The organism is Aquirufa lenticrescens (genome assembly GCF_019916085.1).
Classification (GTDB): Bacteria; Bacteroidota; Bacteroidia; order Cytophagales; family Spirosomataceae; genus Aquirufa; species Aquirufa lenticrescens.
The window spans coordinates 333,824-346,454 of the sequence record NZ_CP049834.1; the positions used below are offsets into that span (position 1 = coordinate 333,824).

The following is a 12,631-nucleotide window of genomic DNA, read 5'->3' on the forward strand; positions in this document are numbered from 1 at the left end:
AAACTATGGCTTCAAAAGCGTCTGATTCTACCGGATTTTCCCACATTCAAGTGCTGGGTGCACGCGAGCACAATTTGAAGAATATTGACGTTTCCATTCCGCGCAATCAGCTCGTGGTGGTGACGGGTATTTCGGGGTCGGGCAAATCGTCTTTGGCGTTTGATACGATTTATGCAGAGGGCCAAAGAAGGTACATGGAATCGTTCTCCGCCTATGCCCGTTCTTTTCTAGGAAACATGGAACGTCCGGATGTAGACAAGATCGAAGGCCTTTCGCCGGTGATCTCTATCGAACAAAAGACCACCTCTAAAAACCCGCGTTCTACGGTAGGAACTACCACGGAAATCTACGATTTCTTGCGTCTGTTGTACGCCCGCGCAGGAGAGGCGTTTTCTTACCTTTCGGGGGAGAAGATGGTCAAGCAATCAGTGGACCAAATCATCGAAACCTTATTAACCCAATTCAACAAAGGCAAAGTCGTTTTACTTGCGCCCGTAGTCAAAGGTCGTAAAGGACATTACCGCGAATTATTCGTTCAAATCGCGAAGTGGGGATATACGAAGGTGCGTATCGATGGTGAAATCATGGACATCGAGCCTAAGATGCAGGTCGATCGTTTTAAAGTACACGATATCGAAATAGTGGTGGATCGTTTAGTGGTGGCAGAAGACGAACGCTTGCGTTTATCCCAAAGCCTACAAACCGCGATGAACCAAGGCAAAGGGCAAGTCTACGTCCTAGATGCCAAGGATAAATTACATTACTTCTCCCAGACCTTAATGGATCCGGCGACCGGTTTGTCCTACGATGAACCCGCACCGAATACCTTCTCTTTTAACAGTCCGTATGGCGCCTGCCCTTGTTGCAATGGCTTGGGGGTAGTAGAAGAGATTACGGAAGACTCTGTCATTCCAGATCGTTCCTTAAGCATTATCCGCGGAGCTATTGCTCCGATTGGGGAATACCGGGAGCTTTGGATATTCAAGCAATTAGAGGTGCTATTGAAGCCCTTTAAAGTGGGTCTATCTACTCCCATCGCTAAATTCCCAGCGGAGGCCGTGGAATTAATGTTGTATGGTTCGGACGCGCCGGTTGCGGTGCCGTCTAAGAAATACGAAGGAACGGAGTGGAATACGAAATACGATGGTATCGTAAACTTCTTGAAACGCCAACAAGAGTCAGGTTCTGAAAAGACCCAAGACTGGTTGAAGGATTTTATGATCATCAAAAAATGCCCGGATTGTGATGGGTATCGCTTGAAAAAAGAATCCTTGCATTTCCGGATCGCGGACAAGCACATCGGGCAATTAGCTCAAATGGATATCAACGAACTGGAGGCTTGGTTCGCTGATGTAGAAACGCGGATGAGCGAGCGCCAGCAACAAATCGGGGTAGAGGTCTTGAAAGAGATCAGAAAACGCGTAGGTTTTTTAACCCAAATCGGCCTTACCTATTTGACACTCGATCGCCCTATGAAAAGTCTTTCTGGTGGAGAGGCGCAGCGTATTCGTTTAGCGACTCAGATAGGGACTCAACTCGTGGGTGTCTTGTACATCATGGATGAGCCAAGTATCGGTTTGCACCAGCGCGATAATGAGAAGTTAATACAAGCTTTAAAAGATTTAAGGGACTTAGGAAATTCGGTCTTAGTCGTGGAACACGACAAGGATATGATGCTGGAGTCTGATTATATTTTAGACATCGGTCCGGGCGCGGGTCGCCACGGCGGAAATGTGGTGGGTTCCGGTACACCAGCCGAGTTCTTGAAATTGAAGACGCCTACGGCGGCTTATTTGAATGGTGCGCTGGAGATTGCGGTGCCAGCTGTTCGTCGCAAAGGCAATGGTCTGAGTATCGAGTTGAAAGGGGCGACCGGGAATAATTTGAAGAACGTGTCGGTGAAGTTCCCGTTAGGGACTTTGACGGTTGTGACCGGGGTTTCAGGATCCGGTAAATCGACCTTGATTCACGATACCTTGGTGTTGAAATTGAAGCAGCATTTCGATCGTACGAAGCGGGATGCGATGCCGTATAAGTCGATTGTTGGTTTGGAAAATATCGATAAGGTAATCGAAGTGGACCAAAGTCCGATTGGCCGCACGCCTCGTTCTAATCCTGCTACCTATACGAATATGTACAGTGATATTCGTACGCTCTATTGCGAATTACCGGAATCAAAAATCCGTGGATACAAGGCTGGACGATTTAGTTTCAATGTGAAAGGCGGCCGTTGTGAAGGTTGTGAGGGAGGGGGTCGCAAGAAGATTGAGATGGAGTTCTTGCCTGATGTATTAGTGGAATGCGAAACGTGTAAGGGAAAGCGTTTTAACCGCGAGACTCTAGAAGTACGCTTTAAAGGTAAATCGATCTCAGATGTGTTAGATATGACGGTGGAGCAGGCTTTGGAATTCTTCGAAAACCAACCGCGTATCTTCCGCCGCGTGCAGACTTTGGCTGAAGTTGGTTTAGGTTATATCACCTTAGGGCAACATGCGACCACCCTTTCTGGGGGTGAGGCACAACGCGTAAAACTGGCAGAAGAACTTTCGAAAAAGGATACAGGTAAGACGCTTTATGTCTTAGATGAACCTACGACGGGCTTGCACTTTCAAGATGTGCGTCTATTATTAGATGTATTACAGCAACTAGTGGATAAGGGGAATACGGTCTTGATTATCGAACACAATATGGACGTCATCAAGGTGGCCGATTACCTAATCGATATGGGTCCTGAGGGCGGAAACGCAGGAGGACAATTAATAGCCAGCGGAACGCCAGAGCAGATTGCTAAAGAAAAAAATAGTCACACGGGACGCTTTTTGAAAAAGGAATTATCGTAGAAATTTTAGTACATTTATGTACTTTCTACATCAACGATGAACTATTTGCCTCAGATACTATTTATCACCCTTTTAGGGGGAATGTCTTACCTGATTTTTCAGCGTTTTTCGCTCATCATACAGACGATTCGCCTAGCTCGTCCAGTGGAATTATCGGACCATCCGTCTGAACGTTTTAAACGTATGGCGCTTTTGGCTTTCGGTCAAAAGAAAATGTTCAATAAGCCCCTTGTCGGCTTCTTTCACTTCCTGATTTACATCGGATTTGTACTCATTAATATCGAGATTCTCGAAATTATCTTAGATGGTATTTTAGGTACTCATCGCCTTTTTGCGCCGTTTATAGGCTCACTCTACCCCGGATTGATGAACTTTTTCGAGATCCTGGCGGGGGGAGTTTTCGTGGCCTGTGTGTTCTTTTTTCTGCGTCGTGGGGTATTTCGCACCAGTCGTTTACAAGCCTCTAATCACAAAGAGTTAGCTGGTTTTCCGGTAAAGGATGCTTATCAAATACTTCTCATTGAGGTTATTTTAATGCTGGCCTTGTGGACGATGAATGGAGCGGATGCCGTGTTACAAACGCGTGGGGTGGAGCATTATCAAACGGTGGGATCCTTTGTGATTTCGGGACAGTTAGTGGGCATTTTCTCTGCCTTATCTACGGAGGCTCTCCAGGTTTTAGAACGCGCCGCTTGGTGGTTTCATATCGTAGGGATTTTATCATTTGCCTTATATGTGACTTATTCAAAGCACTTACATATCTTTTTTGCATTCCCATCTGCCTATTTTTCGAGTCTAGAATCCTCTGCAAAGATGTCAGAGATGCCTGCGGTGACGCACGAGGTGAAGTTGATGTTAGGGCAACCGGTGGAGGAGCAGCCTGCAACGAATGCAAAGTTTGGTGCCAAAGACGTAATGGATTTAACTTGGAAGAACGCTTTAGATGCCTATTCTTGTACGGAATGTGGCCGTTGCACGGAGCAATGTCCGGCGAACCAAACCGGTCGAGCCTTGTCACCACGCAAAATGATGATGGATACCCGGGATCGATTAGAGGAAGTGGGTGGTATTTTAAAAGCGAATAAAGGAGCTTTTGTGGACGATGGTAAATCATTATTTGATCGAATCTCTGCCGAAGAGTTACGCGCTTGTACGTCTTGCCAGGCCTGCGTGGAAGCTTGTCCGATGGAGCTTTCTCCCTTAAATATTATCTTAGAAATGCGTCGCTTCCAGATTATGGAGCTTTCGGATGCACCGGGGGCATGGAATGCGATGTTTGCTAATGTGGAGACGAACCAAAGTCCGTGGAAATTTAACCCTGCCGATCGTTTGAATTGGGCAAAAGAATAAGCTATGAAAAAAATATTGGTTGTTATAATACTATTAATAGGCGCCTATTTCGTAGGCCCTAAACCAGAGGCGCCGGTACTCACGCCTAGCGCGAGCTGGACAGATGTTCCGGATTCAGTCAATCAAATCGATTGCTACATTGCATTTAAAGAATCGAAGATGGTGCTAAAGCCAGGGAATGAGGCGCGCATTGTTTGGGCGGATTCAGCTCAGCCTAAAAAGACTAAAATTGTCTTTATGTATGTGCACGGTTTCTCTGCATCACCTATGGAAGGAGATCCTTTGCATCGTGAGGTGGCGAAGAAATTCGGAGCGAACTTATTGTTAGCCCGCGTGGCGGGTCACGGGGTGCCAGACTCGGATTCTACTTACGCTACCGTGACAGCAGATGAATATTACCAAAGTGTCGAAAACTACTATGCGATCGCGAAGAAATTAGGGGACGAAGTGGTGGTTTTGGGGACATCCTTCGGTGGCGCGATGTCGCTCGTTTTAGCGGCTAATCATCCAGAAATTAAAGCCTTGATGCTCTATGGGCCTTGCATTGCGATCAAAGATCCCAATGCGACTTTATTAGATAATCCGTGGGGCTTGCAAATGGCCCATTTGATTACGGGTAGTGATTACCGGGATATTCCCGTGATGGCGCCACGACATGCGGAGAATTGGAGTTTGCATTATCGTCTGGAAGGTGTGGTGGCAGTGCAAAATTTCCTGACTCACGCGATGAATAAAGAAGTCTTTGAAAAGGTGAAGATGCCTGTCTTTTTAGGCTATTATTACAAGGATGAAGAACACCAAGACAACGTGGTGTCAGTAGATGCGATGAAAGTGATGTTCGAACAATTAGGTACGCCAGCTAGTTTAAAAAAGTCAGAAGCTTTTCCTAATTCAGGGAACCACGTCATTACGTCGAACCTGCTGGGTAAATTAACGGATAAACCAATTGCGTCGTCGGAGGCTTTCTTGCGCGATGTGGTTAAACTAAACTAAGATGGGTCCTACTTTGATTTTATACGCGGTACCTTTTTTCCTGTTTACCGTTCTTTTAGAATCCTATATCGTCTACAAGATGCATCGCGATTACGTGGAGGCAAAGGATTCGATGACGTCGATCGGTTTGGGTTTAGGGAATTTAGGCATTGGATTTGTGACGAAGGCGATCACATTTGGTGCTTCATTTTATGTCTACAATAATTGGAAATTGTTTGATTTAGGCCAAACCTGGCCCGTTTGGGTGCTCGCTTTTTTTGGGGAGGATTTAACGTATTATTGGGTACACCGCATCTCGCACGAGATCCGTTTTTATTGGGCTTCCCACATGGTGCACCATTCGTCGCCTAAGTACAATTTAGCCGCGGCCTTGCGCCAAACCTGGACGGGTAATCTTTCAGGTGGTTTTGTCTTTTGGCTTTGGTTGCCTTTAATCGGGGTGCATCCATTTATCGTGATGTTTTTCCAGCAAACGAGTTTATTATACCAATACTGGATTCATACGGAATTGATTAACAAGATGCCGCGCTGGTTTGAATATATTTTGAATACCCCGTCACACCATCGGGTTCACCATGGAACAGATTTAGATTATTTAGATACGAATTATGCGGGGGTATTGATCATTTGGGATCGGATGTTTGGTTCTTTTGTGAGCGAAAATCAACGACCACAATATGGTTTAACGAAGCAGATTGAGAGCTATAATCCGGCTAAGATTGCATTTTACGAATGGGTTCAAATCGTCAAAGACGTAGCCAACGCAAAAAGTATGAAAGCGGTGTTTGGGTATATTTTTGGGCCTCCGGGCTGGAGTGAAGATGGAAGTCGATTAACGGTTACGCAAATGCGCGAGCAACAAAAGAAATAATGGAGACGATTAAAACGATGGCTGAATTCGCCGCAGCGGGGGAGCAGCCGGAATTTCTTTTTTGGGTAGGTTGTGCGGGGTCTTTTGATGACCGTCACAAGAAAGTGACCCGGGCCTTTGCGGAGATTTTGCAAAAGGTAGGCATCAGCTTTGCCGTTCTAGGCACGGAAGAATCGTGTACTGGGGATCCAGCTCGTCGCGCAGGGAATGAATTTTTATTTCAAATGCAGGCCATGTCTAACATCGAGGTGTTGAACCTCTATGCCGTAAAGAAAATCGTGACGGCTTGCCCGCATTGTTTTAATACCTTGAAAAACGAATACCCAGTCCTAGGTGGGAATTATGAAGTGATTCACCACAGCCAGCTTTTGGCAGAATTAATCGGCTCAGGTAAAATTAAAGCTTCTGACGGTTCTTCCTTAGAGCAAGTGGCCTACCACGATTCTTGTTATTTAGGCAGAGGAAATGGGGTCTATGAAGCGCCACGCGAGATAATTTCCGGATTAAAAAAGGAACTAATCGAGCTGAAAAGTTGTAGAACAAAAGGACTTTGCTGTGGAGCGGGTGGCGCACAAGTATTCAAAGAGCCGGAAACGGGCAGCGAGGACGTGCAAGTGAAAAGAGTCCAAGAAATGGTCGATTCTGGTGTCAGCAAAGTGGCCTTAGCGTGCCCATTCTGCATGGTGATGGTCCAAGACGGCCTGAATAAAGTAGGAAAAGAAAAACACATCCAAGTAGTAGATTTAGCTGAGTTAGTGCAGCAATCCATGTAATATATGTATTTACCCATTGAACAAATGCCTGATCATTCCCGCGTATGGGTTTATCAGGCGAACCGACCTTTTACTGCGTCAGAGACCCAAGCCATTCAGGACTATTTAGCTCCCGCCTTAACCCAATGGGCGGCGCACGGAGCTGGACTGAACGCTTCTTTCGAGATTCGCTTTCAACAAGTGATTGTCATCGCGGTGGATGAAACGGTGAATGCAGCTTCTGGCTGTTCTATCGATGCGTCCACGCGTTGGTTCAAGGAGATGGGAGCAAACTTAGGAATCGACTTCTTTGATCGCAGCACCGCTGTGGTAGAAGGCGAAGAACTTACGTTGATTCCGTTGACAGCGTTGAAAAACAATCCACTACTGACGCCATCCACGCATATTATTCCACTCCAAACGGAATCATTAGGCGCTTACCGCGCGGGTTGGCTACAACAAGCAAACACCACTTGGTTACAACGTTATTTCGCATAAGATGGCAGAGGATCTAGTAAAAATCGAGGGGACGAGAGCAGAAAAATACGCCTCTTTATATCCCCAAATTCAATCACTCCTAGCCGGAGAAACAGACAAATACGCAAACTTAGCCAATATCGCGGCGGCGGTACACGAGGTATTCGGCTTTTTCTGGGTGGGATTCTACTTAACGAAAGAAAATCAATTAGTCTTAGGGCCATTTCAGGGTCCAGTGGCTTGTACCCGTATTCCATTCCACAAGGGAGTTTGCGGCCATGCGTATACCACAAAAGAAACAGTTTTAGTGCCGGATGTAGAAGCATTTCCAGGACACATTGCCTGTGCTTCTGCTTCGAAGTCAGAGATTGTTTTGCCTGCCATCGTAAATGGCGAAGTCGTCCTCGTATTTGATCTGGATTCAAATCAATTAGCGGACTTCTCTGAAGTGGATCAGCAAGGTCTAGAAAAAATTATTGAACTAATTGAGGAGTCTTGGACTTCTTGGGTCTAGGCTAATCTAGCAATCACCGTTTCTCCACCTACGGGTTTGTCGTCGATGTTTACACAGATCTCTGCGTCTAATGGCAAGTATATATCGATGCGGCTACCGAATTTAATAAAGCCAAACTCCGTTCCTTGAACAACTGCATCCCCTTCTTTCGCATACCAACAAATACGTTTTGCTAAAGCACCTGCAATCTGGCGGAATAAGATTTCTGTACCGTTTTCGTGCTTTACTACGTAGGTAGTGCGCTCGTTTTCGGTGCTAGATTTCGGGTGCCAAGCTACCAGGAATTTACCTGGGTGGTATTTGAAATAAGATACAATGCCCGAAATCGGGTTGAAGTTTACGTGTACGTTGATGGGCGACATAAAGATCGAAACCTGGCGACGTGGACCTTTGAAATATTCTGTTTCGACCGTTTCCTCGATCACCACTACCTTGCCGTCTGCTGGCGCGATGATGTTTTTAGGGTCAAGCACTGTTTGTCGCTTAGGAACACGGAAAAACTGTAGGATAATCAAATAAAACAAGGAGGTGATTACTACGATACTCTCTCTCAAATAAACATTTTCAGGGAAGAAATACGCAAACAGGCCATTAATACCTAATACGATGAGTAATGATGTAAGTAATAGGGTCCGTCCTTCTCTATGTAATGTCATGCGTTGAATGCTAAATAACCTTGTTAATTTACAAAATTAGTTATTTTTGGGGACGCAACCACAATTATATGCTAAAAAAAGCGAGTCTGTTACTTCTGTTTGTTCTCCTAATCGGCTTTACAGCGCAGGCTCAGTTTATTAAATGGCAAGAGGAAAATGCGTCGAGTTTTTTGCGACTGAATGTCAATTCCCACGAAATTTCGCGTTTCCGACCAGAACATGGCTGGAAGCTTTTAGATACCTTACAGACGATTGATGTTGATTTTAGGGATATTAACCCGACATCGGAAGGTGTTAATGAATTCCAAATAAATAAAGGCAATACCTATTACTTAACGATTCATTGTACTGGTCAGGTTTATGAATTGAATAAGTCTACCTGGACGTTAAAGCGCTTGGATCAAACATTTTTCCGTGGTGCGAATTGCAAGAATAGTATGTTCATGCGGGGGGATGAATTGTACTCTTTTGGTGGTTATGGGTTTTATAGGACGACAAATATATTGACCAAATACGATTTTATTGGACGTGAATGGTTGTCTATCGCGGCAGAAGGCGATGTTCCTAGTTCAATTTTTGATGGATTATTTGGTTATTCAGTAAAGAAGGATCGATTTTATGTGCTGAGTACCGTAACCATAAATGATACAGAGCAAAAAAATGCCTTTAATCGAGATTTTGGCATGTATGAATTTGATTTCTTTACTAAAAAATTCACGCGCATAGGAGAGGTTAAGTTGCAAGAAGTACGTGATTATCTGATGACTAAAGCGGTGAAGCACTACTTATTTACCGGGAGGTATTTTATTATTCCTGATAAACCCAATGCAGAATATGCCTATGATACGATGCTGTTGATCGATATAGAGGATAATTTCAAAGTCTACCAATGGACTAATCCACACCGGGTGTATTTAAATTCCCATGGTGGAGATGAAACCGAAAATTACATGCATGTGAAGGGCGATAGCATCTTGTGGGCGAGCCCGATTGAGCGAAAAATGAATAATGAAATGGACTTTTCTCATTTGCTCATTAGTCAAGTGCTGCGCGAATCTTCCTATATAGGGACGTTGGATGAAAGTCCTTGGTATGAAAAGTTTTCGGTCGCCTTGATCTCAATCGTATCCTTGTTGTTTCTTTTGTTAGGCATACAATTCTATCGTCGCTACCAACGTAATAAACTAAAGAAATCGATTCGCTTTATGCTAGGGGCAAACGAACGATTGTTCTTGGATTTCTTGCTTTTGAACTACGAGCAAGGATTTGTCAATGGCCATCAGATTATTGCCTTCTTTGGCAAACACAAAAGTTCTCCAGAATCGCAGCGTCAGTTTAGAGCGAAATTGATAGAGAATTTCACTAAAACGCTTGGATTACTTTTTGTAGATCAAGAAATTTTGGATGTACAACTCGATGAGCGGGATCAACGGATGTTTACCTACCGTCTGCAGCCCGGAATCTACCAAAGGCTGAAATCGCTCTAGTCCTTAAAGATGATGATGGGATCCGTTTCGATGGTATTGCTTTTATTGAAAGCATTGTCTCGGATGAAAATTTTAAACTTCAACGTGTCATTTTTCGCCGTAAACTGCGGGCTGTAGCCTTTATAGAAAGCGTACACGAATTGGGTAGAATAATCAATGCTACCTTCAATGGGCCCAGATTTTTGATTCGGTTTGAAGTTAAAATTCATCAAACCGCCCAGCGCCGGTGTAAAGGTAATAGGAATAAAGACGCCATTCTTTTGCAACATGACCGCCACTTCGAAATTGCGAAAATCCTTATATTTTACATCTGATTTTAATTGAGCTTCCGTTAGCCCTAGGTCCCCTTCGGCATCTTGAAAGTTAATGCTCATAATGACGGAATCGATTTTCGCCGTTCCCCCAAAACCGTCGTTACTCGTTTTCGTGATCTTTTGAATCGACTTAAATGAAATTGCAGGCGTTGAGCTAAAGCTGGGTTCTTGTACACAAGCACCCAAACCTAATAATACGACCGCTACAATTCCGATTAATTTCCGCATTGATTCATTCAATTTTCAACAGTAAAGTTAATGATTTGCGTTAATTTTGCGCTACATCAGTAAAAATCAAATGGATCAAACGATCGCACAGGAAAGGGAGAGTTTAAAAAGTCGGGTCTTGCACATGCAGGCAGCTGATTTTGATGAGCTTGCTTTGGATGTGTTTCGTTTTCAGTCCGCGAATAATCCGCTCTATCAGCAATATGTTCAGCTTTCTGGTATTTTGCCAGAGAAGATAGATCATTGGACTCAGATTCCCTTTTTACCCATTGAGCTATTTAAAAATCACCAGGTATTAACAGGGTCACAACCCGTTTTATTCTCTTTTGAAAGTTCCGGAACAACTGGTCAAATCCCCTCCAAACACCCTGTTTGCGATCCCGGATTCTACCAAGAAATTTCCAAAATTGCCTTTGAACGGGAATATGGCTCACTCGGTGAGTATCATATTTTTGCCTTATTGCCGTCTTATTTAGAGCGCTCTACTTCCTCGTTGGTCTTTATGATGGATCATTTCATCAAAGCATCGGGGTCTGAATTGTCTGGTTTTTATTTGAATCAGTACGAGGAGCTGGTGCAAGCTTTGCGGAAAGCTTTAGCGACGGATAAGAAAGTGTGGCTGATGGGTGTGACTTTTGGTTTGTTGGATTTAGTGGATTCAGGGATTGATTTGTCTTTTTTACGAGAGCACAAGGATCGTTTGATTGTGATGGAGACGGGCGGAATGAAAGGTCGCCGCGAAGAGTGGATTCGGGATAAGGTGCATGCCTATTTACAAGAAAAGATGGGACTGGATTCGATCGCTTCTGAATACGGAATGACGGAGTTATTTTCGCAGGGCTATGCGAAATCTCAGGGTATTTTTACCCCAGCTTATACGATGCGGGTTTGTTTGCGGGAGGTGGGCGATCCGTTTGCTTTAGTGACGCAGCCGCATAAAACGGGGGGGATTAAAGTGGCTGATTTAGGCAATATAGATTCCTGTTCCTTCATCGAAACAAGGGATTTAGGCTCCTTAGAAGACGATGGTATTCAATTTAAAGTATTAGGCCGCTTCGATAATTCCGAAATGCGCGGTTGCAGCCTAATGGTCTCAGGGATGGGGAACTAGCCACGATGAGCCGTCTTCGTAGAATTCATTTTTCCAAATAGGCACTTCCTTTTTCAAGGTATCAATCAACCATTCGCAGGCCTTGAAGGCTTCTGCTCGGTGCACCGAAGTCACTCCGATCAATACGGCAATATCTCCGATTTCCAATGGACCCATTCTGTGGACTAAAGCTATTCGCTCGATGGGCCATTTTTCAGCCGCTTGATCACACAACAATTCGATCTGTTTCAAGGCCATGGGAGGGTAGGCCTCCATCGTCAATGCTTTGACCTCTTTTCCTTGATTCTTATTTCTAATGGTTCCTATAAACAGACAAATGCCACCTGCCACCGGATCCTGCAAGAATTGGTAGTAAGGGTCGATCGAAATCGCCTCAGCGCTCAAGTCGATTTTGTGGATCATTTTCTACTGTAGGTCAAATAACTGTATTGGTAGGTGTTTTTCTCGTCGGTCACCCCGCGTTCTTTTTCGGTGACAGTCCATTGATCTGCCGGAATCTCTGGGAAAAAGGCGTCTCCCTCAAAAATATCGTGCAGTTGAGTGACCAAAATTTGATCCGCTACCGCTAGAGAAAGGGCATAAATTTCTGCACCTCCCACGATGAAAATATCTTCACGACTGAGTGATTTTGCCTTCAAGATGGCCTCTTCGATGGAAGTCGTGCAGATAACGCCCTCGATTTGTAAGCCAGGTGTGCGCGAAATAACAATTGTAGTTCGATTAGGAAGCGGTTTGCCGATGGAGTCATAGGTTTTGCGTCCCATGATAATCACGTGACCCGTGGTTAAGGCCTTGAATCTTTTCAGATCCGCCGGCAAATGCCAAATCAGTTCATTGTTTTTTCCAATGACCCGGTTTTCATCAAAAGCAACGAGTATTTTTATCACGATTTCTACAATTTGTTGTCAAAAATAAGGGAATTTTTGGGTTCTGCCGAACCTTAACGAAAGTCTATTTTTTATTTTGCAAATCGACCTTAAAACGCTAACTTTGCACAATTTTGGAGCTTAACCAAGCAGCCCAAAAAACACATATCCA

At 44.4% G+C, this 12,631-nt stretch carries 13 protein-coding genes; 9 read left to right on the top strand and 4 right to left on the bottom strand.

The features are described from left to right. Positions 1 to 5 precede the first annotated feature (5 nt). The 7 genes from uvrA to G9X62_RS01610 all read left to right on the top strand — a co-directional run bounded on the left by uvrA (position 6) and on the right by G9X62_RS01610 (position 7,797). The gene (gene uvrA / locus G9X62_RS01580) at positions 6 to 2,840 is read left to right on the top strand and encodes an excinuclease ABC subunit UvrA (protein WP_223131068.1); all 2,835 of its coding nucleotides are present in this window, start codon (positions 6 to 8) and stop codon (positions 2,838 to 2,840) included. A gap of 81 nt (positions 2,841 to 2,921) precedes the next feature. After that, positions 2,922 to 4,190 carry a (Fe-S)-binding protein gene (locus G9X62_RS01585; RefSeq protein ID WP_315857625.1) on the top strand — a complete coding sequence of 423 codons (1,269 nt, stop codon included), beginning with the start codon at positions 2,922 to 2,924 and terminating at the stop codon, positions 4,188 to 4,190. A 3-nt stretch (positions 4,191 to 4,193) separates the two neighbouring features. Beyond that, positions 4,194 to 5,183 (top strand): alpha/beta hydrolase, encoded by a 990-nt coding sequence (locus G9X62_RS01590; RefSeq protein ID WP_223131070.1) that lies wholly within the window; start codon positions 4,194 to 4,196, stop codon positions 5,181 to 5,183. 1 nt (position 5,184) lies between these two features. Then, positions 5,185 to 6,054 carry a sterol desaturase family protein gene (locus G9X62_RS01595; RefSeq protein ID WP_223131071.1) on the top strand — a complete coding sequence of 290 codons (870 nt, stop codon included), beginning with the start codon at positions 5,185 to 5,187 and terminating at the stop codon, positions 6,052 to 6,054. Beyond that, positions 6,054 to 6,827, top strand: coding sequence for a (Fe-S)-binding protein (locus G9X62_RS01600; RefSeq protein WP_223131072.1), 774 nt, complete (start codon positions 6,054 to 6,056; stop codon positions 6,825 to 6,827). The genes G9X62_RS01595 and G9X62_RS01600 overlap by 1 nt, the downstream gene beginning before the upstream one ends. Before the next feature lie 3 nt (positions 6,828 to 6,830). Next, complete coding sequence (locus tag G9X62_RS01605; RefSeq protein ID WP_223131073.1) at positions 6,831 to 7,304, top strand: hypothetical protein; 474 nt, start codon at positions 6,831 to 6,833, stop codon at positions 7,302 to 7,304. A 1-nt stretch (position 7,305) separates the two neighbouring features. Then, on the top strand, positions 7,306 to 7,797 hold the full coding sequence (locus G9X62_RS01610) for a GAF domain-containing protein (RefSeq protein WP_223131074.1): 492 nt from the start codon (positions 7,306 to 7,308) through the stop codon (positions 7,795 to 7,797). Here G9X62_RS01610 and G9X62_RS01615 read toward each other — a convergent pair. Continuing rightward, positions 7,794 to 8,453: a phosphatidylserine decarboxylase family protein gene (locus G9X62_RS01615; RefSeq protein WP_223131075.1), complete on the bottom strand. Its 660-nt coding sequence runs from the start codon at positions 8,451 to 8,453 to the stop codon at positions 7,794 to 7,796. The genes G9X62_RS01610 and G9X62_RS01615 overlap by 4 nt on opposite strands. Before the next feature lie 68 nt (positions 8,454 to 8,521). Here G9X62_RS01615 and G9X62_RS01620 point away from each other — a divergent pair, with 68 nt between their 5' ends. Next, complete coding sequence (locus G9X62_RS01620) at positions 8,522 to 9,940, top strand: hypothetical protein (protein ID WP_223131076.1); 1,419 nt, start codon at positions 8,522 to 8,524, stop codon at positions 9,938 to 9,940. Here G9X62_RS01620 and G9X62_RS01625 read toward each other — a convergent pair. Next, positions 9,937 to 10,482, bottom strand: coding sequence for a hypothetical protein (locus G9X62_RS01625; protein ID WP_223131077.1), 546 nt, complete (start codon positions 10,480 to 10,482; stop codon positions 9,937 to 9,939). The two genes, G9X62_RS01620 and G9X62_RS01625, sit on opposite strands and share 4 nt — an antisense overlap. A 70-nt stretch (positions 10,483 to 10,552) precedes the next feature. Between G9X62_RS01625 and G9X62_RS01630 the strand changes: the two genes are divergently transcribed. Further along, the gene (locus G9X62_RS01630) at positions 10,553 to 11,593 is read left to right on the top strand and encodes an acyl transferase (RefSeq protein ID WP_223131078.1); all 1,041 of its coding nucleotides are present in this window, start codon (positions 10,553 to 10,555) and stop codon (positions 11,591 to 11,593) included. On the opposite strand, the gene G9X62_RS01635 is transcribed toward G9X62_RS01630, so the two are convergent. Together G9X62_RS01635 and G9X62_RS01640 are read right to left on the bottom strand one after the other, a co-directional pair. Then, on the bottom strand, positions 11,576 to 11,995 hold the full coding sequence (locus G9X62_RS01635) for a molybdenum cofactor biosynthesis protein MoaE (RefSeq protein ID WP_223131079.1): 420 nt from the start codon (positions 11,993 to 11,995) through the stop codon (positions 11,576 to 11,578). The two genes, G9X62_RS01630 and G9X62_RS01635, sit on opposite strands and share 18 nt — an antisense overlap. Further along, entirely contained in the window at positions 11,992 to 12,480 is a 489-nt protein-coding gene (locus G9X62_RS01640; protein ID WP_261345533.1) for a dihydrofolate reductase, read from the bottom strand. Before G9X62_RS01640 ends, G9X62_RS01635 begins: the two co-directional genes overlap by 4 nt. Positions 12,481 to 12,631: the final 151 nt, after the last annotated feature.